The organism is Eilatimonas milleporae (assembly GCF_003688555.1).
GTDB classification, from domain to species: Bacteria; Pseudomonadota; Alphaproteobacteria; order Sphingomonadales; family Kordiimonadaceae; genus Eilatimonas; species Eilatimonas milleporae.
Genome location: NZ_REFR01000009.1, coordinates 771,581 through 796,577, shown reverse-complemented (window position 1 = coordinate 796,577; position 24,997 = coordinate 771,581). Strand labels below are relative to the sequence as shown.

The following is a 24,997-nucleotide window of genomic DNA, read 5'->3' as shown; positions in this document are numbered from 1 at the left end:
GATGGGCATGGCAGCGGCGCCCCCGACAGGGCGCGTACCCGAGATGCGCCGAGACCCCCGACTTTCAAGAGAGAGCAGTATGAACACGTCCAGTCCGGTGCCGGCGCATCACAGCCCCCAGGCCAATCCCCAGGCCAACCCCCAGGCCGCCCCCCAGGCCGCCTCTCAGGCCACCTCTCAGGGCCAATCCCAGGGGGTGGGGCTTGAGCCCAAGAGCGGGTTTGTGGAAAGCGCCCGCATCCGCGACCTGGCGGACCGTATGCGGGCCTATCTGCGCGCGGGGATTCCGGTGCATCTGCGCGGGCCGGCCGGGTGCGGCAAGACATCGATCGCCATGCATGTGGCCAAGTCGATACAGCGGCCGATCGCGATGGTGATCGGCGACAAGAATTTGAAGACGGCGGATCTGGTCGGTGCCAAGTCCGGCTATCAGACCAAGCGGGTGGTGGACAATTTCGTCGCCTCGGTCAGCCGGGTGGAGGAAAATGTGGTGCAGGGCTGGCAGGACCACCGGCTGACGGTGGCCTGCCGCGAGGGTCATACCTTTCTGTATGACGAGTTCAACCGCTCGCCCGCAGAGGCGAACAATATTTTCCTGAGCGTGCTTGAGGAACGGGTGCTGGTGCTGCCGGCCCATGGCGGCAAGCCGGAGGAATATCTGAAGGTCAGCCCCCGCTTTTCCCTGATCCTGACCAGCAATCCGACGGAATATGCCGGCACCCATGTCGTTCAGGATGCCCTGGCGGACCGGATGATCACCATCGATCTGGGCCATCAGGACCGAGAGGCGGAAATCGACATCACCGCATCGCGGTCCGGCGCCCCGCGCGCGCTGGTGGAACGGATCGTCGATTTCATCCGCGATTACCGCGCCTCGGGCGCGTATGACCACGCGCCGACGATGCGGGCGTCGATCATGATCGCCAAGATCATCCATGCCGGCGGGCTGGACCTGAGCATGGACAACCCCATGCTGGGCCGGATCTGTCTGGACGTGCTGGAGGCCAAGTGCGGCGGTGACGGCAACCCGGTGCTGAAGGATATGCGGCGCGATTTTCTGACCGCCCTGGCCCGCCACCATTTCAACAGCGGCCCCCGGCCGGTGCTGGACGGCGCCCCGTCCGCGCCTGTGAGCGTTTCCGGGCCCAATTCCGGATCTGGGTCCCCCGGCCTTCCCATGCCCACCGATCCGCCCGTGTCCACCAACTCGTCTGGGCCGCGCGACCCATCGGTCCCGCCGGTTTCGCCCACCGCGCCGCCGGGTGTGCGGTCTGATGGTTCCCAGATCGATGGTTCCCCGGCATCCGCACCACAGTCTGGACCACAGTCCGGGTTACCGGCCGGGCCAGCGCCCGCCATGGCGCCGGGTCCTCAGGGTGGTTTCGGCCTTGAGGCGGGCGGCCCCGCCGCCGCCCAGGCGGCGCCGGCGCCCGCACCGGAGATTGCAGCGATCAGGAGGACATGATGAGCGATTATTCAAAAGCCCGCGGCGTGCACAGCATCGTCACACCGAGCGAACGCGCCGACCCGTTACAGGCCAAGAACCGCAGCCGCCTGATTGCAAAGCTGGCGCGGCTGAACCACCAGAAGCTGCTGCTGGAACGGCTGAACCGCGTCTGGGTCGAACAGCAGCAGGCAACGCTGGCCCGTCTGCACCGGCTGGAGGCGCAGATCGACGCCATCCATGCCGTGACCGGCATTGCCATGGTGCCGAAGCAGGCGCCCGCGCCGGGCCCTGTTTCAGGCGCATCCACGCAGAGGTCTGATATTGGCGCATCCACGCCGGGATCTGGCCATGCCGGGCGCGGTGCGGGCGGACCGCCGCCCGCCGGGCCGCCCCGGCGGGGCCGCAGCCGCTGACGGCCGCCCGTCGCAGAAACCGCATTTTCAGGAAAAGGAGACGAAAGCCATGCCCAAAAGCAGTATGCCGCCGCCGCGCCCGCGCCCGTCCGTGGGGCCGGTTTCAGCCAACAGCAGCCAGCCGGGGGCCCTTGTGGACGGGTTGACCATGCTGGCCGACATGATCGGCAAGGCGCTGGAACACGGCACCACCGAAGTGTCGCGCAGTGTGCAGGTGCCTTTTACCCCCTTTGCCGGCGACCGGTCCGACACGCCCGGGGGCTTGGAGGCCAGCCTGAGGGTGCGCACCTGCGCGGCGGCGGCCGCCGCCAGCGGAGATGCCAGAGGAGAGGCCGGCGAAGCTATCGGTGGGGGCGATGCGGACACGCAGATCCGCTCGCCGCTGGTGGATATTTTCGACGAGGGCGAGGAAATCGTCGTCGCGGCGGAGGTGCCGGGCTGCGGCCTGGAGGATATCGCCATCGATGTGGACGCGGACGGCCGGGGCCTGACGCTGACGACGCAAGGGGCGCGCGGCTTCCGCCGTCATTTCAGCCTGCCCGCGACCATCGTGCCCGACCCGATGGAGACAAGCTGCAAGAACGGCATGCTGGAAGTGCGGCTGAGCAAAAGCGCGCCGGACGCGCCGACGCCCGACGATGAGGGCGACGCCACACCGGCACAGGCATCCGGGCCGGCAACCACTGCCCCGGATGGTGACCGGAACCTTTAGCGCGCCGCAGTGACAGCGCATGACCACATGGGCCGAGACCACCGGCCCGCACAGAGGAGATTTTGAAAGATGACTGCCCACCCTTTGAAAAACGGCACCCCCGCCGGGACGCCGGCGGCCGGAGAGGCCCAGTATCTTTACTGTGTGATTGACGGCGAGGAGACGCGCACCTTTGACGTCGACGGGATCGGCGGCAAGGGCGACGCGGTCTATACCCTGCCGTTCGACGGCCTGTCGGCCGTGGTCAGCAGTTCGCCCGAGGCGGAGTATGACAGCACCCGCCGCAACCTGACCGCCCATATGCGGGTGCTTGAGACGGTCATGGCCGACCATACCATCGTGCCGATCCGGTTCGGCAGCGTCGCGCCGACGGTCGAGGCCGTCAACGACACCCTTCTCAAACCGCAGGCGGCGACGATCCGCGGCCTGCTGGGCGAGCTGGAGGGGCGTATCGAGATGGGGCTGAAGGCCTTCTGGATGGAAGGGGTGCTGTATTCCGAAATCCTGTCGGTGCGGCAGGACATTGCCCAGCTGCGCGACCGCCTGGTCGGACGGTCGCCGGACGAGACCTATTACGAGCGGGTCAAGCTGGGCGAACTGCTGGAGGCGGAGGTGTCCGAGAAGCGGGCGCGCGAGGCCACGGAACTGCTGGCGAAAATCAGCCCGCTGGCCTACCGCGTCAAGCAGCAGGATGCCCTTGGCGAGCAGATGATCCTGAATGTGTCGCTGCTGTTGGACCGGGACAAGAGCGACGCGCTGGAAGAGCTGGTCGCGGCCCTGGACGCGGAAAACGAGAACCGCCTGCTGTTCAAGCTGGTGGGCCCGACGGCGCCCTACAATTTCGTCGATCTGAGCCTGACGCCGGATGCCTGAGCCCGGCTGTCCGGTCTCTGAGTCTGTTCCGGGAGTGGGCTCTGTTTCGGGTCTGCTGCCGGGGCGGGGCATGAGGGGGACGGATACGAGGACGCACCGATCATGGGCCTGTTGAAAACATTGCTGACCGCGCCGGTCAAGGGGCCGGTCAAGGGGTTTACCTGGGTGGCCGGAAAACTGGCCGAGAAGGTCGAGGCGGAAGTCTTCGATCCGAAGAAAATCCAGCAGGAGATGGAGGACCTTCAGCTTGCCTATGACCTGGGGAAGATCACGGAAGAAGAGCTGGAAGAAGGCGAAACCCTGCTTCTGGAAAGACTGAAAGCCATTCGCGAAAGCTGACAGGAAGGATAGCAAGACATGAGTGAAACCGAGACGCCGCAAGGTGGAATGGGACAAAACGGAGGCATGGCCCAGAGTGGGAGTGCGGGACTGGGCGAAAGTGCGGGACAGGCCGCGCCGGTGAACGCACCCCCGGTCCATCCGGTGCAGCCCGTCGCCCAAACGGTCCCGGAAGCCCAAATGGTTCCTGAGCCCCAAATGGTTCCCGAGCCCCAGGCGGCCTCCGCGCCGGTAGCGCCACAGGCGGCTCCACAGGCCGCGCCGGACCCCGCGCCCATGCCGGACCCCGCGCCTGAACCCGAGCCGGCCAAACCGGCGCTGACTGTGGTGCAGGCGGCGCAGAAGGCCAAGCGGCAATTGCAGGACATCACCGGCCTGGATGTGGCGACCATTTCCGGCATGGAGGAGTTCGAGGGCGGCTGGCGGGCCTATGTGAACATGGTGGAATTGCGCCGGGTGCCGACGACAAGCGATGTGCTGGCCACCTATGAGGCCATCCTCGACGCCGAGGGCGAACTGGTCACCTACAAGCGGCTGAGGCGGTTTCTGCGCGGGCAGGTCAGTGAATAGACCGGCCCCGCGAACGGGGTGACCCCGCGCGGTACGGCCGGGCACACCGGTGCCCCGGATACGGCAGACACTGAACACATCGGACACCGGATCCATCAGGTCACTGGATCCATCAGGCCATTGAGTCCATCAGGCATTGGGAAAAAGGACGGGATCATGCAGTCAGCGACCGGCGCGAGCAGCCTGGCCGATATTCTGGAACGGGTTCTGGACCGGGGCATCGTGATTGCCGGCGACATCACCGTGTCGCTGGTCGAGATCGAGCTGCTGACCATCAAGGTGCGACTGGTGATCGCGTCCGTCGACCGGGCGCGCGAAATCGGCATCAACTGGTGGGAAAACGACCCGGCGCTGAGCACCGGCGCGCGCCCGATGGACCAGATGGAGGCGGAGAACCGCGACCTGCGGGAGCGGATCGAGCGGCTGGAACAGCAGGCGGGTGCGATGGAGGCGGGGGCCGGCCCCCTTGGGGCGCTGCCGCCTGCCGATGCCGGCGGCGAGCCTGTCGGCGGCTTTGTTCCCGGCTTTGTTCCTGGCCCTGTTGCCGGCTCTGTTTCGGAATTGGGCGCCCCCGCTTTCGACGCGGCCCCCGAAGACAGCATTCCTGACATGACCAGACCGCAAGCGGCGAGACCGGAAGGGGTCAGGCCGCAAGAGGTCAGACCAGAAGAGGATACATCAGCATGACCATTGCCCCTGATAGCGTATCTGGCAGCGCCCCCGATAGCGCGTCTGGTACACCGCTGCTCGAAGACGGGCGAGCGCGCGATGCCGGTTTCAAGGACATCGGCGCCAAGGAGGCCGGCCCCACGGACACGGTTCTGAAGGACGGTAGCCTGAAGGTGGCCGAGGCGGTCGCCAAGGACACCGGGCGCGGCATTGCCCGTCTGGATCCGGGCGACATGCGCGCGCTGGGCCTGGAGACCGGCGATGTGATCGAGGTGACGGGCAAGCGCGGCGCGCTGTGCCGGGTGCTGCCCGCCCATGCCAAGCAGCGCGGCCAGAAACTGATCCAGATGGACGGGATTTTGCGGGCGAACGCGCGCACCGGGCTGGACCAGCATGTCACGGTGCGGCGGGTCATCACCCGCCGGGCGCGGTCGGTGATCCTGGCGCCGGTGGACGCGCCGGGCCGCAGTCTGCCGCCGCGTTATCTGAGCCGCCTGCTGGACGGCATTCCGGTCCAGCGGGGCAATTGTGTGCGGGTGACGCCGTTCGGGCCGCAGCCGCACACCTTCGTGGTGCAGCGCACCGACCCGCCGGGGCAGGTGATTTTCGACACGGCGACGCAGGTGCGCTGTGAGGGCACGGCCAAGGCGCGCAGCGCCGTGACGTACGAGGATATCGGCGGGCTGCACAAGGAAGTGCGGCGGGTGCGCGAGATTATCGAACTGCCGCTGAAGCATCCGGAGGTGTTCGAGCATCTGGGCATCGACCCGCCCAAGGGGGTGCTGTTGTACGGCCCGCCGGGTACGGGCAAGACGCTGATCGCCCGCGCCGTCGCCCATGAGGCCAGTGTCCATTTCATCCATGTCAACGGGCCTGAGATCATCGACAAGGCGTATGGGGCGAGCGAGGCGCATCTGCGGCAGATTTTCGACGAGGCCCAGGCGAAGGCGCCGGCGTTCATCTTTATCGACGAGATCGACGCCATCGCGCCCAACCGCACGCAGATCAACAATGACCGGCAGATGGAACGGCGGGTGGTGGCGCAGTTGCTGGCCCTGATGGACGGGCTGAACAGTCGCGGGCAGGTGATTGTCGCCGCCGCGACCAATATTCCGGACAATCTGGACCCGGCCCTGCGCCGGCCCGGCCGCTTCGACCGGGAGGCGGAAATCGGCGTGCCCGACCGCGACGGCCGGCGGGAAATCCTGGAGGTGCACAGCCGGGGCATGCCGCTGGGGCCGGGCGTGACGCTGGACCATCTGGCCGGCCTGACGCACGGTTTCGTCGGCGCCGACCTGGCGGCGCTGTGCCGCGAGGCGGCCATGTCCGCCGTGCGGCGGCTGATCCCCGATATCGATCTGGACGCCGGGTTTCTGCCCGTGGAGACGCTGAGCGCGCTGCGGGTGGAATGGGCCGATTTCGAGGACGCCATAGGCGAGGTGTCGCCGTCGGCGCTGCGGGAAATCGCGGCCGAGATTTCCGAGACGCGGTGGAGCGATGTGGGCGGGTTGGAGGATGTCAAGCGCGCCCTGCATGAGGCGGCGGTCCTGCCGCTGACGCACGGGCCCCTGTTCGCCCGCATGGGGGTGCGGCCGCCGCGCGGCATCCTGATGCACGGCGGCCCCGGACGGGGCAAGACCCTGCTGGCGCGGGCGCTGGCCGGGGAGTGCGAGGCCAATTTCATCGCCGTGCAGGGGCCGCAACTGGTCAGCATGTGGGTGGGCGAGTCCGAGCGCGCGGTGCGCGAGGTATTCCGCAAGGCGAAACAGACGCGCCCGTGTGTGATTTTCATTGACGAGATCGACGCGCTGGCGCCGCGCCGGGGGTCGGGCGAGGACCCGGTGTCGGAACGGCTGGTGGCGGAGTTTCTGGTGGCGCTGGACGGTATGGACCAGTTGCAGGACATTGCCGTCATCGCCGCCACCAACCGGGTGGACCGGCTGGACCCGGCGCTGATCCGGCCCGGACGGTTTGATTCCGTCATTGAACTGCCGCTGCCGGACGACGTCCAGCGCGCCGCCATCCTGGCCATTCACACCAAGAAAATGCCGCTGGCGGGCGATGTGTCGCTGTCGATGCTGGCGGCGAAAACCACGGACTGGTCGGGCGCGGCGCTGGCGGCGCTGTGCCGCAACGCGGCCATGGCGGCGATCCGCCGCCGGCTGGAGCCCGACGCCGCCGGTCCGGCCCTGGTGACGGTGGCCGATTTCGACGCCGCGCTGACGGCCACGCACCGGGAGGCCATGGCATGAGCGGCCCTTTGAAAAACCCTTTGAGCAAACCTTTGAACAACCCTTTGAGTCCTGGGGGGACAGGGACGCACACCCGCAAGAGGGGGGCGGGCGGCAAGGCGGGCGCGGAGCCTGACAAGACGGATACTGACAGGACCGTTCATGACAGGACCGTTCAGGGCAAAACGGGCGGGGACAGGGGCTCGGCCAAGAAACAGCCGGTCAAACGGAAACGGGGCGGCAAAGGGGGTGGCAAACGGGTGACGCCATCGCGCAAGGCCGCCGGGCCGTCCGGCAAGAAGCCGGCGGCCGAGATGCGCGGCGCCGTCAGGGGGACCACGCATGCAGGCGCTGCCCAGGCCCCGCACCCAGGCAAACGCCGGTCTTCCGGCGCGGGCGCGAGCGTCGGTGACGGCGCTGTGTCCGGCGAAGACACGCTGGTCTATGTGTACGGGGTCGTGAGGACGGACACGGACCGCGCGGGCGCCGCGCCCGGTGTGGATATGCTGAACGGGCCGGATATCCTGACTGGTGATTGCCAAGGTGGCGATGGCCAAAGAGGTGATGGTCAGATCGTGGGAGGGGGGCGGGTGCGTCTGATCGCCGGCGACGGCCTTGGCGCGGTGGTCAGCGGCGTGCCGGCGGCGGTGTTCGGCGCGGGCGCGCTGCCGGACCGTCTGAAAGACAGCGACTGGGCGCGGGCGCGGGTGCTGGATCATCACCGGGTGCTGATGGCGGTGACGGAGCGGATGGCGGTCGCGGGGGCGGCGCTGCTGCCGTTCAAATTCTGTAGCCTGTTTTCCGGGGACGCGGCGGTGCTGCGCGCGCTGGATGCGCGCCGCGCCGATTTACAGGCCGCGCTGGCGACCCTTGACGGGGCGCGGGAATGGGGGGTCAAACTGTTCGCGGACCGCGCTGTCCTGACCCGGCACACGCTGGCCACCGCGCCGCATCTGGCGGCGCTGGGCAAACGGGTGCGGGCGGCCAGTCCGGGCACGGCCTTTTTCCTGAAACGCAAGCTGGACGAGATGGCGCGGGAGACCGCCGACAAGGCGGCGGGCGCGCATGCCGGGGCGATCCACCGGGCAGTCGCCGAGGCGGCGCGGGACGCCGCGATCCAGCCGGTGCAGCCGCCGGACCTGCACGGGCGCGGTGAGGAGATGATCCTGAACGCGGCCTATCTGGTGACGCGGCAGGCCGAAGGCGCCTTTCACGGCGCGGTCGCGGCGCTGGCCCGGCGGTACGGCCAGGCGGGGCTGCATTTCGACATCATCGGGCCGCTGCCGCCCTACAGTTTCGCCACCATCGATGCCAAGCCGGACGTCAGCCCGAACGCTGGTCCGAATACTGGCCCGAATACTGGTGAGGGGTCCGTATGACGGACATAACGGGCATGGCGGATGGGGTTGGGACGGATGGGGCTGGGCGCCCCCCGCCCAATTCGATTCCTGGACCGGTCCCTGGGCCAATCTCCGGACCGGGTTCGGAACCGCCACACCAGCCGACCCCCAAGGTGACACCCGAGACGACCCCCGAGACGATTCCCGAGACGATTCCGGGCCCCGTTCAGCGTCTGGCACTGGCGGAATTGCTGGACCGGGCACTGACCAAGGGGGTGGTGGTGCGCGGGGATATCACCATTTCGCTGGCGGATGTGGACCTTTTGTATGTGGGGTTGAAGGCGGTGCTGGCCTCGTCCGACCGGGCGGAGGTCCTGTTCGGCCGGGACGGGTTCCAGGAGAGGCAGGGCTTGCAGGGGAAGGAAGGCGATGGCGTATCTGTACGCGATCCGTAAGGCGGTTTCAGTTGGCGCGGTCTCGGGTGGTGCGCTGCTGGACGTCGAGACGATGCGGGCGGGGAATTTGGAGCTGGTCTTCGCCTGCCACGACCACATGTCCGGCTTTGGGCCCGGTGTCGACGTCGGGGCCGATGCGGTACGCCGGCATGACGCGGTGATCGCCGGGCTGATGGCATCCGGGCCGGTGCTGCCGTTTCGTTTCGGCGTGACGGTGGCCGATGCGGCGGCGGTGGCGGCCACGGTCCGGCGCGGGGCGGCGGCGGTGACGGACAATCTGGACAGGGTGGCGGGCTGCGCCGAAGTGGCGCTGGTGGTCGCCGCCGGCGGGCCGCCCGCGCCGGATGATCATGATGGCGCGGGCGATACCACGCGTGGCCGGGAAAAGCAGGGCGGCGGGCGGGCCTATCTTGAGCGGCTGTGCCGCCGCGACGCGGCGCGGACCGCGCATCTGGACGGGCTGGCGGCGGCGACCGCCGACCTGCGTGCCCGGCTGGACGGGCTGTCGCGGGCCAGCCGGCGCCTGCCGGCGGGCGGTGACGGCCTATCCGGACAGGGGGGCAGGCTGCGCCTGTCCTATCTGGTGCCGCGAGAGTCCATAGCGGCCTTTGCCCGGACGGTGGCCGCCGCGACCAAGGGCGATGCCGGCCCCCATACGGCTGACGGAAGGGCCGATATGGCAGGCTGTGTGAGCGCGCGCGCACCGCTGGTGTGCGCCTTCGGTCCGTGGCCGCCCTATTCCTTTGTCGCCGACGATCTTCTGGAGGAAGGGGGATCTTTCGGAGGGGGCGTGTCTTGCGAAGGGGGTGGGTATGACATCCGGGATGTTTGACGACAAAATCCTGTCCGTGCCGGACGGTGTGCGCGATCTGGACACGCTGGACCCGGATGCCCTTGAGGCCGCTATTCCGGACAGGGGGATGTCCCCGTCCGGCGGCCTGCCGTCGCGGATCGCGGTGGACCCCGCGTCGGTGGAGCGCGGGCTGGCGCGGCTGGTCCTCAGCCTGGTGGAGCTGATCCGCCAGCTGATGGAGCGTCAGGCGATCCGCCGGGTCGAGGCCGGCGGCCTGGACGATGCCACCATTGAGCGTCTGGGCGAGACCCTGATGCGTCTGGACAGCCGCATGGACGCGTTGAAGGCGACCTTCGGCCTGAGCGACGCGGACCTGCGCCTGGATCTGGGGCCGGTGGACGATCTGGACAGATAAGACGACCTGACAGATCAGGCGGGCCGATCTGGGCGTGTTGGGCAGGCGGCACGCCGTGGGCGCCACGCGGCTGCCTGGACTGCCTGGGCCGTCTGGGCCTTCTGGGCCGCCTGTCCGGTTTCCTGTTCGCCCCTGTTTCTTTTTGGCCGTTTCCCTTTGGCGGGTTTCCTTTTTTGAGTGGTCTTCCGGGCGAGGCCCCGTGTGCCGCCCCAAATGGTCAAGCGGGCCGGCAGTGCGGATAGTGGGGGCACGCGTTTTCACGCGCCCCTTTCATTTTGCCTGGAGAACAGCATGCCGGCCATCGACACCGATCTTGTCATGAAACTGCGTCCCCATCTGCGCATTTCCCGCCACAAACAGGGCCGGGTCAGACTGCGCTATAAAATGGCGGCGATTTCCGTCCTGCGGCAGGCGCAGAAAGCGCCGGACAATCAGGTGTTCGACACCATTGCCGGGGTGAAAAAAGTCGAGGTGAGCCCGCTGACCTTTACCCTGACCGTCCATTATGACCCGGCGGTCATCCGCCCCGAGTGGTGGGAGACGCTGCTGGCGGGCAGCGACAGCGACGCCCGCGCGGTGCTGGAGCGTTTTCAGGCGGCCTGAGCCGCGCTGGTCGCTTCTTGGTCGATTCTGGGCCGCTTCTTGGCCGATCCTGATCGATATCCCGATATCACCATGTCCGCTTGTACCTGGCCCGCCTGTACCCGGCCCGCCTGAACCCGGCCCGCCTGATCCGCCTTTGGCGCCATGGCGGGCCCGCCCCTGTGTGACGGGTGTCATTATTTTATTGTCCGCCGGGTGTGACAAGCGTCACGCCCGGATGGTATATATGCACGTTATGGTGCGTATCGGAGATTCGCATTTGGGCAGGGGCCGGATGGCCGATGACCCGATGCCCCATAAAACCGGGGCCCATCAAAGGGGAACGATACAATGCAAAAAGTGGAGGTCTTTCTTGATTCCGTGCGGGTGGAGAAAAACGGCAATGCCCGGTCGGAACGTGGGAAAACCGAGGATCTGATGATTGCCCTGGAATGGGACGACCCGAATTTTCAGGCGGATGTGGTGCAGGCGGCCTTTGCGGTTGAGGATGTGGCCGACGGTGTGTCCAAGGACATTCGCGGCGATGCCGGCGGGGACACGCTGAAACACCTGAACCGGCGTTTGTTCAAGACCACGCTGGAGGGGGCATCGGTGCTGAAGATCACGGTGCTGAAACAGGAAAAGCTGTCCGGCCTGGCGGATCTGTTCACCAGTCTGCTCGGTGCGGTGTTCGGGACGGTGACCGGGGGGATCGGCGGCATCGGCGGGGCGCTGGCGAAAACGGTCGTCGGCAAGGTGTTCGACGTGCGCGAGGACTGGGAGGACCCCATCGGCACGGCGACCGTGGTGATGGACGGCGATGTGGTGCGGGACGGCGGGTCGCTGACCGTGCCGCTGGAGATCAACGGCGATGTGAAAAAGGCGCTGATCAAACTGTATTCCGGGCGTCGGCGGGACCGGCGGTCGGTCATCGTTTATGAGGACGGCCCGTCCGATGCCGTCATGGCCCTGGTCAACGCCACGCCGGCGACCAATGGCGAGATTGTTCTGGGTTTTACCGTGACATCCTGAAATATCCACAGGCTCGCCGCCGGTCGGGTCCGGCGCGCCGGCTCACGCAGACATGGAGGATATGATGACCTTTGAAGTTGTGGTGAAATACGCGGTCTTTTTCTTTGTCCTGGCAATGGTGACGAGCATTCTGGCCATGGGCCTGCGGCTGGTGCGGAAAACCACCGACGATGGCGGCCATGTCCGACTGCTGTCGGAGCAGGGCACGGACGGGGCGCCGGGCAAGAACAGTTTCAGCCGCACGGCGGCGGCGATCGGCGCCTTCGGGCTGACGGCGTTTTTCGTCGGCACCGGGTACTGGGTGCTGTTCACGCTGTTTTTCGGCAAAAGCGCGGACCTGAAGGATCTGGACGAACTGGGGGTCTATTTCCTGTCGGGTTCGGCCCTGTTCGCGCCTTATGCCTTCAACCAGTTGAAGGGTATCTTCCGGCCGTGAGGGTGCCTGCCTGAGTATTCCTTCTGGGTATTTGGGGCCGGGCGCTTACCCGGTTTTGGGACGTTTCCGCCCGGCTGCCCGGTTTTTCGGTGGCCGGGCCCTTTGGTTCAGGCAGATTTCGGGATAACCGGATGGATGTATCGAGCGGGTTGGCGGCGCCTTTTCAGTGTGCACTGCAATAAATGTCATAATTCATTCATATTAATTCAATCAATTATTTTGTGAATAGTTTTTTGCCGCAGATGATTTCTTGCCAGTGACCTTTTATTAATCAAATACATTTTCAGGATACATGAATTTTTCATGGGACTGTTCTTATTTTTGACACATATATCCCCGATAAAGCCCGCGGATGGACGGGAGCGCCGGGGTCGGCGCAAACGGGATGGGACACATGTCAGTGATGGACGAACAGGCCGCCGCAGCCGAGGCGGCCGGTGTTTTGATGCAAGGTGATTTCGCCGGGGCCGGCCAAAGGCGGGCCCAGGGATCGGTGCACAGGCCCGGAACGGTTTCGGGAAACGGCCACAATGCCGCCGGACACACAACGGCCTGGGATGCGATGGACAGGGACGGGGTGGACCGGAAGGCGACGGACCGGGAGGCGACAGGCTGGATCGACCAGTTTTTGCAGCCGGGCGTGGAGGCGGGCGTTGCCGGAGACGGAAACGCCACCCTGTTCAGCCGGGTGACGCCGGGCACCGCCGCCGAATAGGGGCCCATAATCAGGTTATCAGAACAGGCTATCGATGCAGGTCACGACCGGACGGGGGACAACAGGGGCCCTTGGACGGGCCTCCACGGACTCCCGGAAAAGCAAAAAAGACACGCCAGTCGGCCCCCATTCCTACCGATCCGATATGGGGTGTGTCTTATCAAGTTTCAAGGGGATCAGTGTCTGAAGACCGATGCCCGGAAGACCGGTTTCAGGGAGGCTGGGCGCCGGATGTGTGCGGCGGGTTCCCACTACGGCAGTGATGGGTGAAACCAGCCCCAAAGTCAACGCCGTGTCAGGGCAGGCTCAGGGCAGAGTCAAGGCCGTGTCAAAGACGGTCTGGGCAACCGGGGGATGTGTGCCGGACGGGATACGTGGCTCTTGCGGGCGGATAGGCCAGATGGCCCTTGTGGGCGGGTAGGCCAGATGGCCCTTGTGGGCCGGGCGAGGACGTGTTTATGTTGCCGCCCATGTCAGCGACAGGTTGTGTTTAAGGGGGGCATCATGCAGGTGGACACTGTCACGGAGGCGCCCCCGACCCCGCACCTGAATATCAGCGCATCGCGGCAGTTTTCCGACTGGCTGGCGGCGTCGGGCGGGTCGTTGGCCTTCAGCACCTATCAGGCGGGAAAACTGTTTTTCCTCGGCACCAGGCCCGGCGGCGGGCTGGCTGTGTTCGAGCGCACGCTGGAACGCTGCATGGGCCTCGCCGCCCATGGCCGCAGCCTGTATGTGAGCACGCTGTACCAGATCTGGCGGTTTGAAAATGCGATGACGCCGGGCCAGCGCCAGGACGGTTTCGATGCCTGTTACGTCCCGCAGATGAGCTGGGTGACCGGCGACCTGGACGTGCATGACATGGCGGTGGTCCCGGAATCGGATGCGCCGGTTTTCGTCAACACGCTGTTCGGCTGTCTGGCGCGGGTCTCGGCGGCGGACAGTTTCCGGCCGGTGTGGCAGCCGCCGTTTCTGAGCCGGCTGGCGGCGGAGGACCGCTGCCACCTGAACGGGCTGGCCGTGGACGGCGACGGCCCGGCCTATGTCACCGCCGTTTCCGAGAGCGACGTGGCCGACGGCTGGCGGGACCACCGGGTGGACGGCGGCGTGGTGGTGGACGTGCGCGGCAACAGGGTGATCGCGCGCGGCCTGTCCATGCCCCATTCCCCGCGCCTGTATCGGGGGCGGCTTTACGTCTTGAACAGCGGCACGGGCGCGTTCGGCACCATCGCGCCGGAGACCGGCGCCTTCACGCCGATCGCCTTCTGTCCGGGCTATGCGCGGGGTCTGACCTTTATCGGCGGGCACGCGGTGATCGGCCTGTCCCTGCCCCGGGACAGCGGCACGTTTCAGGGCCTGCCGCTGGAGGCCGCCCTGACACAGCGCAAGGCGGCGCCGCGCTGCGGCCTGATCGTCGTCGACCTGGCGTCCGGCGACATCGTGCACTGGGTGCGGATCGAGGGGGTCGTCAGCGAACTGTATGACGTGACCGCGCTGCCGGGGGTGCAAAATCCGTCCCTGGTGGGGTTCAAGTCGGACGAAGTCCGGCGGGTTATCCGGGTGGGTGACTGGGATAAGGGTGAAGACACGGTCCCAAGGGCCGGCCTTTGAAGGATGGACATCGGCGCGTGCTGGGGCGGCGCCGGATGCTGACACATCACGGCCCCTTTTGGACATAGGGGCGGACAACAGTATGGAGGACGGCGTGGCGGATATCGTTATTGCACTTGAAGACCTGGATGGGCGGAACGGGTTTACGCTCACCGGTGTCGATGCAAACGACCGCAGCGGCTGGTCGGTCAGCGGCGCCGGTGACGTGAATGGCGACGGTTTCGACGATATTCTGATCGGCGCACCGTACGCACGTGCCGGTGTTGAGAGGTTTGCGGGCAAAACCTATGTGTTGTACGGCCGGGCGGACGGATTTGACGCGTCGGTGGATTTGGGCGCCCAGGTATCCGTTTTGAACGGCGCCGGTTTACGGGATTGGAGCGGCTGGTCGGTCAGCGGGGCCGGCGATGTGAACGGTGACGGCTTTGACGATATCATCGTCGGCGCCCCCGGTGGCGGGACCGACTATAGCTATGCCGGGGAGACCTACATCGTTTTCGGCGGTGAAGGTGGGTTTGACGACCCTTTCGATCTGTCCGCGCTGGACGGGGACAATGGCTTTGTCCTGAGCGGTGTCAGCAGATTTGACTATAGCGGCTGGTCGGTCAGCGACGCCGGCGATGTGAATGGCGACGGTTTCGACGATGTCATCATCGGCCTGAACAACACCGATCCCGGCGGCAGTGACAGCGCGGGGGAGGGGTATGTGGTTTTTGGCCGCGCCGGTGGGTTTGACCCGCGTATCGATCTTGCCAGCCTGGACGGCGAGACCGGCTTTGCCCTGACAGGGGTGGAGGCGGGGGACGAGATCAGGTTTGCCGTCAGCGGCGCCGGCGATGTCAATGGCGACGGGTTGGACGATGTGATCGTCGGGGCCCTGGGCGCCGACCCGAACGGCATTGAGAACGCCGGCGAGGCCTATGTGGTGTTCGGCCGGGCGGGCGGTTTTGCCGCCACCGTCGACCCGCGCGCGCTGGACGGTACCGACGGTTTTGTCCTGGAAGGCGGGGCCGCGCTTGATTATGCCGGCTACGTTGTCAGCGGCGCCGGGGATGTGAATGGCGACGGGTTCGACGATCTGATCGTCGGCGCGCCCGGGGGCGATGCCGGCTATGGCGAGAGTGTGGGCAAGAGCCATGTGGTGTTCGGCAAGGCGAGCGGGTTCGACGCCCGGCTGGATCTGTCCACGATAGAGGCCGGTGACGGGTTCGCCCTTGTCGGTGCCGGTGCCAATGACTATAGCGGCCTGTCGGTCAGCGGGGCCGGAGATGTGAATGGCGACGGCTTCGACGACCTGATCGTCGGCGCGCCCTTGGCCGACCAGTATGGCGCGCAATCCGCCGGCGACTCTTATGTGGTGTTCGGCAGTGCGACCATCGGCAGTCCTCCTGCGGGTGGGACCGGCACCGTGAGGGAGGTCGCCATTGCCAGGCAGGATGTGGCCAGACAGGATGTTGATGGTGGACGCGGCTTCGTCCTGACAGGCATCGACGAAAACAATCGAAGCGGAATTTCGGTCAGCGGCGCCGGCGATGTGAATGGTGACGGCTTTGACGACGTGATTATCAGCGGAAGCGTCTTCGACGACGAGAGCGGGTTTTACCTGGGCCAAGCCCATGTGGTGTTCGGCGCCGATGGCGGGGTTCCCGCCGGGACGGATTTGGACGTTCTGGACGGCACCAACGGGTTTGTCCTTGGCGGTACCGTGGCCGATGGCGTCAGGGTCGGGTCCATCAGCGGTGCCGGGGATGTGAACGGGGACGGCTTCGACGATCTGATCGTTGGCGTTTACGGGACCAGACCCGGTGGTGTGTCCGGGACGGATGTCAGTTATGTGGTATTCGGCAAGGCCGGTGGCTTTGCGGATGTCGTGGACCTAAGCGGTCTGGACGGCGGCGACGGCTTTGCCATCGTCGGCACCGGCGACGACGATTTCAGCGCCCGATCCGTCAGCACGGCGGGCGATATCAATGGCGACGGTTTTGACGACATCATCGTCGGAGCGCGCCGTATTGACAACCCGTACGAAAGATTTGAAGTCAGCGAGATTTACGTACTGTTCGGCAAGGCTGGCGGGTTTGACGCCAGCCTTGACCTGGCCGGCCTGGATGGCGGTGACGGTTTTGTGTTGCGTGGCGCGGCCGGGCACCCCCTCGACCGTTCGTGGGTCGGCGGCGCCGGCGACGTCAATGGTGACGGCCTGGACGACATCATCGTCGGCACGCCGGGGGTTGCAATCAACAGCGTTTCCAGCCTGGGCGACACTTATGTGGTGTTCGGCATGGCGGGCGGGTTTGACGCCAGCATTGACCTCACGGCCCTGGATGGGCGCGACGGCTTTGTTTTGGACGGTCCCGACATTTTGAGAAACGACTCTCAAGGCCGGACCGCCGGTACCGCCGGCGATATCAATGGCGACGGCTTCGACGATCTGATCATCGGGGAGGGGGACGATTCGCCCCAGCCCAGACTGTATGTGGTGTTCGGCACGGCGGACGGCTTTGACGCCCGTATCGATCTGGCCGCGCTGGACGGCGGGGACGGCTTCACCCTGTTCGGCAGTGAAACCCCTGAGCCCAGCCGTATTGCCGCCAGTGATGCCGGGGATATCAATGGCGACGGCTTTGACGATCTGATCGTGGCGGCGCTGGACAAAACCCATATCGTGTTCGGCAAGGCGGACGGTTTCGGCCCCGGTTTGCGCGTGGACGATCTGGGCCCGGAGGACGGCTTTGTCCTGGACTGGGTCGGGACCCCGTACGATCAGATGGTCAGCGGGGCGGGCGATGTGAATGGTGACGGTTTTGACGATATGATCGTCGGTAATCCCAGCGCGGACTCGAACGGTCTAAGGGATGCCGGTGAAACCTATGTCATTTTCGGCGCGCGGGACATCGGCGCGCGCTACAGGATCATCGACGGTGACGCGGGCAACGATACGCTGGACGGTGACGATGGCCGCAATCGCATGACGGGCGATGCCGGCGACGACCGTATTCGCGGTTTTGCCGGCAATGACACGCTGGACGGCGGCGGCGGCGATGACCTGATGGTCGGCGGTACGGGCGATGATCTGGTCCTGGGCGGCACCGGTGACGATACGGTCTATGCCGGGCCCGGCGATGAGGGCGATGACCGGGTGCTGGGCGGGGCCGGTGCCGACCTGCTGGCCGGCGGCGGCGGCGGCGATCATCTGGTGGGCGACCGGATCGCGGCCGATGCCGCCGGGACGGGCGGCGATACCCTTTATGGCGGCGCGGGCGACGATACGCTGGTCGCCGGGTCCTTCGACGACAGGGATGGCGACGGCCGCCATGACAGCGGCGAGACCGTGTACGACGCGGCCGACAATGTGGCCTACGGTGGTGCCGGCGACGACCTGGTGATCGCTGGTGACGGCGGCGATACGCTGGGTGGCGGCACGGGCGCGGACCGGCTGATCGGCCATGGCGGCGACGATATTTTCTATGGCGGCCGGGGCGCTGGCGATGACACGGTCGAGGGTGGCGGCGGCAACGACACCATATTCGCCGGGGCCGGCGACGACGCGGTGGACGGCGGCGGCGGGGCGGACGCCCTGTTCGGCGGCGCGGGCAACGATGTGGTGCGGGGCGGTGCCGGCGGTGACAGCCTGTATGGCGTCGGCGGCGACGATGTGCTGACCGGGGGCGGCGGGGCCGACAGGTTTTTCTTCGCCGACGATCACGGCGACGACACGGTCAGGGATTTCGATGCCGGTGAGGACATCCTGTATCTGGTGAACACGGTGACCGATTTCGCCAGTGGGTCGGATGTGCGCGCGGCGGCGGTGGAGACGGTGCGGGGGGGCGCGTCCGGGCTGCTGATCGACACGGGCGGCGGCAACAGCCTGTTTCTGGAAGGGATCGCCAGGGCCGATCTGACGGATCCCGCCCTGGTGCTGTAATCGCTTGGCGCCCTTTGTCGGACGCCATGGCGGCGGTTGGCGCGCTTTCGCTCTGACTTTGTTCTGACTTTGCTCTGGCGTCGCCTTGGCACGGAAACGGCCCTGATGGACTGATAGACGGGGGCGCGGCGTTTGTCGCCGCGCCCGGTTGGCTGTTGTCCCCGTCCGTTGTCCCTGTCCGTTGTCCCGGTCCGGGTGGGGGCAGGGGGCGGTCAGTTGCCCAGATTGAGCAGGTCGGCCAGTTCGTTGCCGAAGGGATAGTCGCCGGTGACGACTTCATGGACACCGGCCATCATTTTGGTGTAGCAGCCGGCCTCGAAATCGCTGTCCGGCACCACCCCGGCATTTTTGCCCATAATGCCGAAGACGTGGAGGTTGCCGGTTTTCGTATCGTCGCTGTCGATGCCGAAATAGGCGTTTTCCCGCACTTTGACCGCATAGTGTGTGTAGGACAGGAACAGTTCGCAATATTGCGGCTCCGGGTCGTCGGTCGCGGTCTCATGGTTGATGACAAGGCACTCGGTTTCCCCGGACCGGGGCGGCTGGCTGTCGCGGGGAATATCGATCCAGGCGCACCAGTCCGCGTCCTTGGCGGGGACCGGCCCGGTCTTGGAGGTCTTGAAATAGGCGTCGTGTTCGAAGACATGGGGCACGATACCGGTGAAGCTGAACGCGCCGAACAGGGTCGAGGTCCGCGTTGTGGCGTTCGGGTCGGGATAGCCGAACAGGGCGGCGACGTCGGGGCCGGTGGGGAAATGTGCCTTGCTGTTCGCGTCCACCAGTGGCTGGGCGGGATAATTGTCCATGGCCAGAATGTTGAAGCCGTCGGTGAGTTGTCCGGTGTCGGCCATGTGGCGCAGCATGTAGGCGACGGCGGTGTTGTCGATAAAGCCGCCGTCGGCCAGGCGTACGGCGCGCTGCGCGGCCATATCTTCCAGCCTGAGGGGGCGGCCCTGCTCGTCCTTGAGCGGCCCGTGATAATGGGCGCCCTCTGTACCCTTGAAGGTGAAGGCGGGGGCGAAGTTGGCGAGGGCATTGGCGACGTATGGGGACAGGCCGCTTGCCCGGATATCGGGGATGTCGATAAAACCGGCGCCGGCCGCCGATGAGCTGGCGGCGACATCGATGGCGGTGGCGCCGCCGAACCTCACATTCCGTTCCAGGGTTGCGGTGAGGTTGTCGACTTTTTCGAATTCCTTTTTCAGAACACGCCAGTTGCCGTATTGCAGGGCCACATCGCCGCCGGGCAGGAACGGCGATGTCGGGCCGGAGCCCGTGTCGCCGGCAACCGTGAACATCACCGGCGCCGCGCCCGGCACCGGGTCGGTGCCGCCGCCCTGCCGGCCCTGAAGGGACCGGATATGCAGGATATCCGCCAGCTCCAGATTGAGGGCGGGGGCGTCGGTGAGCAGGGCGCTGGCGAACACCAGCGCCTTGTCCTCGGCCCAGGGCTGGCGCGGCCCGGTGATGGCGATGGCGGCCTGGTCGGCCATGGCCTGCCATGCGGTGTCCTTGAATTTTTTCCCGAAGACGGCGTTGACGGCCAGTTCGTGCCAGTTGGCAGTGCCGCCGGACAGCAGGAATTTCAGGAAGGAGTCGGCATTTTCAAATTTATCCTTGCAGGCCTGCCGGGCCGTCTTGTCCCGGATGATGTCGCAGAAGGCAGTGTCCCATTTGAGGGTGGAGATATGGGCATAGGCCTGGCCGAAATAGCCGTCACCGCGCGTATAGGTCTGCCAGGCGTCCTCGGCTTCGAGCGCGGTGCGCATCTTGTTGGTGTAGGCGGCCTGGGACAGGAACCAGCTGCCGCCGGAATTGGACGAAAAGGCGCTGACATTGCCGGTGATGTCCTTGAGCCCGACCGAGGCACCGGGGGTTTTCGTGTGCCGCACCCGGTCCATCAGGGACATCATGACGGCGGCGGCACCGGCATGGGCGTGATAACCGCCGCCGGAAAAGGACATGTGGACCGGGGGGGTGTCGCGTTTTTCGCCGGCCCCGGTAGCGGGCGCGGTGTTTGCGCCACTGTTTTCGCCACTGTTTTCGCCAGTGCTGCGGTCCGTGCCGCTGTCCGACTGTCCGGTGCAGGACAGGCACAGCAGGAGGGATGCGGCCAGCATGTTGTGTCGCAGGATCATTCGGTGTCTCCCCATTATGGTTATGCCTCGTAATGGTCATGCCTGACTGACGGTGTCGTCTCAGGACGGGTTTGGGCCGTTGCGGGACTGTTGTGCCGGTGGGGGCGACCGCACTCACAGACCGCCAGACACAGACCGCGAGACACAGGCGTTCAGACACAGGCAGTCCGGGACGGATTTACAGAAAACAGGCTTTGCTCTTGCGTGTATCCGCATCCCCCGACGCAACCTGACGGTAGCATGGCGGCGTCGCGGCGATATGGCCGTGCGTCTCAAATATGTTGCACGCAGTCTCTGATGACGGGGGGACGGTAAGATTTTTGGGTGATGCGTGCCTTTTTGACGCGGCTGTTCATGGTGCCGCCACATTCATCCTGCCTTCATCCGGCGGCGGTTTTATGGACCGCGATCCCGCCGGGGCGGTCCCCGCGCCGGCGGGACAAGCCCCTTATCTATCCGGTGCGCGGTGTGCCGGGCGGGGCGTGGAGGATAGAATGGCGCAGACCTTTCAAACCGACGACAGCATGACCATGGACCCTTATGGACGGGCGGACAGCGCCGCCCTGTCCGCGACGGCGGCCGCCAGCCCGGCCTTTGCCATCCGGCTGGACGGCACCGATGGCCCCGACAGCCTGGACGGCAGCGCCGACGGCGAGCGTATTCGCGGCCTGGCCGGGGACGACACCATCGCCGGCCGGGCCGGCGACGACCTGATCATCGGCGGCACCGGCGACGACCGGGTGCTGGCCGGGGACGGCGACGATACGGTCTATGCCGGAGCCGGCGACGCGGGCGCCGACTGGGTGCTCGGCCAGTCCGGCGATGACCTGCTGTTGGGCGGCGGCGGCGACGACACGCTGGTGGGCGGCAATGATTCGGGCACCGTGCTGACCGGCCGCGACACGCTGATGGGCGGGGCCGGCGACGATGTGCTGATCGCCGGCTCTTACGAGGACCGGAATGAAAATGGCCGCTATGACGTCGGCGAAGCGATCAGCGGCACGGCGGACACCGAGGCGTATGGCGGATCCGGCGACGACACGCTGATCGGCGCCGACGGCAACGACATGCTGTATGGCGGCCTTGGCGACGACTGGATCGTGGCCGGCGGCGGCGATGACATCATTCATGGCGGCCGGGGTGTGTTCCGCGACAATATCCGGGGCGACGGCGGCAATGACACGGTGTTTTCCGGCGCCGGGGACGACCGGGTGCGCGGCGGGGACGGCGACGACCTGCTGTTCGGCGGCGCCGGCAATGACGCCATGCGCGGCAATGACGGGGATGACAGGCTGTATGGCGGCACCGGCAATGATGTTCTGTACGGGGACGGCGGCCGCGATACGTTTTTCTTTAAAGACGATCACGGCGAGGACTCGATCGCCGATTTCGACGCCAGCGAGGACCAGCTGTATCTGGTGAACACGGTGACCGATTTCACCTCCGCCGAGGCCGTGCGCGCGGCGGCCGAGGCGGTGACGTCGGGCACCGGCGCGACCGGGGTGCTGCTCGACACCGGCGGCGGCAACAGCATCTTCCTGCGCGGCATCACCGTGGCCGACCTGACGGACGAGGCCCTGGTCCTCGTCTAGCGGCCCGGCGCTGTCACGATCCGGAGGACACCGGCCCAAATGTCGCGGCGGGCCGGTGTCTCCCCTTGCCTCGCGGCTCCGCTTTTCCTGTTAAATGCTACCAATGGATGTTTTTGTTGAGATGATGCACGGCGGGTAGTATAGTCGCAGCCTGTTGTTGAGTAGGCCACGCTCACACATATGGGCCCCGCAGACCGGGGCCCATGCAGGGGGAACAGCGATTTTGACGGAAAGCGCCTTCCGTGACTTTCTCGCGGGCCCGTGGCAGGCCATCCGGACGTGGAAAACACAATACGACTTAAAGGCGATCATCACACTTTACGCTGAGCTGTGCGACTACAGTGTGCGGACGCGGAAGGATATCCCCGCCTTTGTCCTGATCAGCAGCCTTGCCGCGCAGGACTGCCTGGACGAAGCGCGCGCGGCGGAGGCCGGTTCCTGCACTGATCCCGACCTTGTTTCCGGCTCTGACTCCGGTCCTGATTCCGGCCCTGATTCCGGGTTTGGCCTTGCCCGGCTTCTGCGCGAACGGGCGAAGGTGCTGCTGTATAATCTGGGGGCGAACACGTGGCCGGGCTGGGGCGACGGGGATGTCACCATCGACGGGACGGCGCGCCTGACCGGGTTTTGGGCCAGCCAGAAAAGCCTGGATCTTGTGCGGTCGCTTGAACTTGGGGCGTATCAGCTGGGCAACGGGCTGTGGCTGACCGGGGCGCATGCGCTGGCCGCCGGCATGACGCAAGCGGCGGAGGCGGACTTCCGGCAGGCGAAACGCCATTTTCTTGAATGCGACACCCCGGTCATGGCGGATCTGGCCACGGGATACGGCATGCTGGCCGGGTCCTTCGCCGGGCATGACACTGCGGCGGAATTTGACGGCTTTCTCGCGGACTTGCGCGGGCGCGGCGACAAGGGCGCCGCGTCGGTCGCCGACCAGATCGAGACGGCGCGGGGGGCTCTGCGCGTCGATCCGGACCCGGATGCCCTGTCATGAGAGATTTCCGGTCATGAGGGGGGACGGGACCCAGCGCGCGCAGGCATTGCGGCTGAAGGCGTGGGAGGCCTTTACCACCCAGGCCGACATGGCGCGCGCCGAGGCGCTGTTCGAGAAGACGTTTGCCACTGTCGCGGCGCACGGCCGGAACACCGACCGGGACTATATCCAGGCCAAGCACGATCTGGCCGCCTTTTACCACGCCAAGGGGGAGTTGCGGCGCAGTTTCGACCTGTTCGAGGATGTGCTGGCCCTGTGCGCGCGCGCCGAGGGGGTCGACCGGGTTTTCGTGTCGGCCTGTCTGAACGATTTCGGCGCCCTGTGGCAGTCGCTCGGCGATATCGGGGCGGCCCATGACCATTACCGGCGGGCCTATGACATCCTGAAAACGGAGGACCCGTCCAAGCTGGGCTTTGCCAGCTGTTCCAACAATATGGGCCGTCTGATGCATGACATGGGCGACCTGAACCGGTGCCAGCCCTTTTACGAGACCGCCCACGATATTTACGCCAGCACCTTTGGCGACGAGCATTTCAAGACGGCGGAAAGCGTCAACAATATCGGCACGCTGCTGGATTCCATCGGCGATCTGGACGAGGCGCGCATTCATCTGGCGCGGGCGCTCGCGGTGATGGAACGGCAAAGGCCGCCCGACCATCCCGATATCGGGCAGGTGTACAATAATTTCGGACGCCTGAAACACGGGCTGGCCGACTATGCCGGGGCCGCCGCCGATTTTTCCCGGGCGCTCGATATTTTCGTCAAAACCTTCGGCGTGCGGCACACCATAGTCGGACAGGTCAGGAACAACCATGCGCTGGCCCTGAACAGTCTGGGGCGCACCGGCCCGGCCGAGGCCGAGATCGCCGACGCCATCGCCATTTTCGAGCAGCAGTACGGCCCGTCGCACCCGAATGTGGCCACCGCCTGCAACACCGCCGGAAACATCCAGATGGCCGTGGGCGACGTGGCGCGGGCGCGGCACTATCACAGCCGCGCGCTCGCCATCCGGAAAACGGCGCTGCGGCGTGATCATCCGGTGACCGCCCACAGCATCACCAATATGGGCATTGTGGAGCAGGCCGCCGGCCATGCCGGCCGGGCGGAACGGTTTTTCAAACAGGCGCTGGCGGTTTTCGAAACGTCCAGAGGGCCCGACCATCCGGAAACGGCCAAGGGGCTGAACAATCTGGCCTCGCTGTACAGTCACATGGACAGGCGGGACGAGGCGCTGGCCATGTTCGAGCGCGCCGCCGGGATTTTCGAGTCCGCTTACGGCGACCATCCCGTGACCGCGCAGGCGCTGGACAATCTGGGGGCGCTGTACCTGTCCCTCGGCCACGGGGAGAAGGCCGCGCGCGCGCTGGACCGGGCGCACACCATCAGCGAGGCCCTGTTCGGGGCCGATCATCTTCTGACGGCGAACATTCTGGTGAATGTGGCGGTGGCGAAGCATGCCTTCGGCGCGTTTGAGGAGGCGCTGGCCGCCTTTGAGGCGGCGGTGACGGTGTTCCGCCGCAATGCCGGCAAGGCGGACTTTCAACTGGCTGTCGCGCTGGGAAATCTGGCTGAACTGTACAGCGACCTGGGGCGGCCGGGGGCTGCAAAACGCTGTTTCGCGGACGCCGCCGCCCAGTGGCGCCGGTATGGCGGGCCGGACGATCCGCGCGCCGTGGACTGCCACGCGCGGTCCCAACAGCAATGGGGGATATAAGGGA

General features: G+C 66.2%; 21 protein-coding genes and 1 pseudogene. 21 read left to right on the top strand and 1 reads right to left on the bottom strand.

Annotation, left to right across the window (positions count from 1 at the left end; all coding sequences use genetic code 11):
• Positions 1-79 precede the first annotated feature (79 nt).
• The 18 genes and pseudogenes from gvpN (at position 80) to BXY39_RS04185 (ending at position 18,555) form a co-directional block, all read left to right on the top strand.
• Positions 80-1,465: a gas vesicle protein GvpN gene (gene gvpN, locus BXY39_RS04270; RefSeq protein ID WP_170163615.1), complete on the top strand. Its 1,386-nt coding sequence runs from the start codon at positions 80-82 to the stop codon at positions 1,463-1,465.
• On the top strand, positions 1,465-1,860 hold the full coding sequence (locus BXY39_RS04265) for a hypothetical protein (RefSeq protein WP_121937558.1): 396 nt from the start codon (positions 1,465-1,467) through the stop codon (positions 1,858-1,860). The genes gvpN and BXY39_RS04265 overlap by 1 nt, the downstream gene beginning before the upstream one ends.
• 49 nt (positions 1,861-1,909) lie before the next feature.
• Positions 1,910-2,572, top strand: a complete 663-nt coding sequence (locus BXY39_RS04260; protein WP_147453464.1) for an Hsp20/alpha crystallin family protein — start codon at positions 1,910-1,912, stop codon at positions 2,570-2,572.
• 69 nt (positions 2,573-2,641) lie between these two features.
• Entirely contained in the window at positions 2,642-3,445 is an 804-nt protein-coding gene (locus tag BXY39_RS04255) for a GvpL/GvpF family gas vesicle protein (RefSeq protein ID WP_121937556.1), read from the top strand.
• A gap of 102 nt (positions 3,446-3,547) precedes the next feature.
• A complete protein-coding gene (locus tag BXY39_RS04250; protein WP_121937555.1) occupies positions 3,548-3,784 on the top strand; it encodes a gas vesicle protein GvpG in 237 nt (78 codons plus the stop codon).
• 18 nt (positions 3,785-3,802) lie between these two features.
• Positions 3,803-4,354, top strand: a complete 552-nt coding sequence (gene gvpO / locus BXY39_RS04245; protein ID WP_121937554.1) for a gas vesicle protein GvpO — start codon at positions 3,803-3,805, stop codon at positions 4,352-4,354.
• Between the two features lie 156 nt (positions 4,355-4,510).
• Positions 4,511-4,786: pseudogene (gene gvpJ / locus BXY39_RS19980) on the top strand (gas vesicle protein GvpJ); the annotation flags it as partial.
• Positions 4,787-5,037: 251 nt separating this feature from the next.
• A complete protein-coding gene (locus BXY39_RS04235; protein WP_121937552.1) occupies positions 5,038-7,275 on the top strand; it encodes a CDC48 family AAA ATPase in 2,238 nt (745 codons plus the stop codon).
• Positions 7,272-8,633: a GvpL/GvpF family gas vesicle protein gene (locus BXY39_RS04230; protein WP_121937551.1), complete on the top strand. Its 1,362-nt coding sequence runs from the start codon at positions 7,272-7,274 to the stop codon at positions 8,631-8,633. The genes BXY39_RS04235 and BXY39_RS04230 overlap by 4 nt, the downstream gene beginning before the upstream one ends.
• Before the next feature lie 134 nt (positions 8,634-8,767).
• Entirely contained in the window at positions 8,768-9,049 is a 282-nt protein-coding gene (locus BXY39_RS04225; protein ID WP_211332077.1) for a gas vesicle protein, read from the top strand.
• Positions 9,024-9,881 carry a GvpL/GvpF family gas vesicle protein gene (locus BXY39_RS04220; RefSeq protein WP_121937550.1) on the top strand — a complete coding sequence of 286 codons (858 nt, stop codon included), beginning with the start codon at positions 9,024-9,026 and terminating at the stop codon, positions 9,879-9,881. Before BXY39_RS04225 ends, BXY39_RS04220 begins: the two co-directional genes overlap by 26 nt.
• Before the next feature lie 88 nt (positions 9,882-9,969).
• On the top strand, positions 9,970-10,257 hold the full coding sequence (locus BXY39_RS04215) for a gas vesicle protein GvpK (RefSeq protein WP_121937736.1): 288 nt from the start codon (positions 9,970-9,972) through the stop codon (positions 10,255-10,257).
• A gap of 291 nt (positions 10,258-10,548) precedes the next feature.
• Positions 10,549-10,860, top strand: coding sequence for a hypothetical protein (locus tag BXY39_RS04210; protein ID WP_121937549.1), 312 nt, complete (start codon positions 10,549-10,551; stop codon positions 10,858-10,860).
• Positions 10,861-11,190: 330 nt separating this feature from the next.
• A complete protein-coding gene (locus BXY39_RS04205) occupies positions 11,191-11,871 on the top strand; it encodes a hypothetical protein (RefSeq protein ID WP_121937548.1) in 681 nt (226 codons plus the stop codon).
• 64 nt (positions 11,872-11,935) lie between these two features.
• On the top strand, positions 11,936-12,307 hold the full coding sequence (locus BXY39_RS04200; RefSeq protein ID WP_147453463.1) for a hypothetical protein: 372 nt from the start codon (positions 11,936-11,938) through the stop codon (positions 12,305-12,307).
• Between the two features lie 394 nt (positions 12,308-12,701).
• Positions 12,702-13,022: a hypothetical protein gene (locus BXY39_RS04195; protein WP_147453462.1), complete on the top strand. Its 321-nt coding sequence runs from the start codon at positions 12,702-12,704 to the stop codon at positions 13,020-13,022.
• Between the two features lie 504 nt (positions 13,023-13,526).
• Positions 13,527-14,630 carry a TIGR03032 family protein gene (locus BXY39_RS04190; protein WP_121937545.1) on the top strand — a complete coding sequence of 368 codons (1,104 nt, stop codon included), beginning with the start codon at positions 13,527-13,529 and terminating at the stop codon, positions 14,628-14,630.
• Between the two features lie 82 nt (positions 14,631-14,712).
• Positions 14,713-18,555 carry an FG-GAP repeat protein gene (locus tag BXY39_RS04185; RefSeq protein ID WP_121937544.1) on the top strand — a complete coding sequence of 1,281 codons (3,843 nt, stop codon included), beginning with the start codon at positions 14,713-14,715 and terminating at the stop codon, positions 18,553-18,555.
• A gap of 212 nt (positions 18,556-18,767) precedes the next feature.
• On the opposite strand, the gene BXY39_RS04180 is transcribed toward BXY39_RS04185, so the two are convergent.
• Positions 18,768-20,693: a hypothetical protein gene (locus BXY39_RS04180; protein WP_121937543.1), complete on the bottom strand. Its 1,926-nt coding sequence runs from the start codon at positions 20,691-20,693 to the stop codon at positions 18,768-18,770.
• Between the two features lie 494 nt (positions 20,694-21,187).
• On the opposite strand from BXY39_RS04180, the gene BXY39_RS04175 reads away from it, so the two are divergent.
• The 3 genes from BXY39_RS04175 (at position 21,188) to BXY39_RS04170 (ending at position 24,993) form a co-directional block, all read left to right on the top strand.
• Positions 21,188-22,285, top strand: coding sequence for a calcium-binding protein (locus BXY39_RS04175; protein WP_170163613.1), 1,098 nt, complete (start codon positions 21,188-21,190; stop codon positions 22,283-22,285).
• Between the two features lie 223 nt (positions 22,286-22,508).
• Entirely contained in the window at positions 22,509-23,279 is a 771-nt protein-coding gene (locus BXY39_RS19290; protein ID WP_170163612.1) for a hypothetical protein, read from the top strand.
• A gap of 13 nt (positions 23,280-23,292) precedes the next feature.
• Positions 23,293-24,993 (top strand): tetratricopeptide repeat protein, encoded by a 1,701-nt coding sequence (locus tag BXY39_RS04170; RefSeq protein WP_170163611.1) that lies wholly within the window; start codon positions 23,293-23,295, stop codon positions 24,991-24,993.
• Positions 24,994-24,997 lie beyond the last annotated feature (4 nt).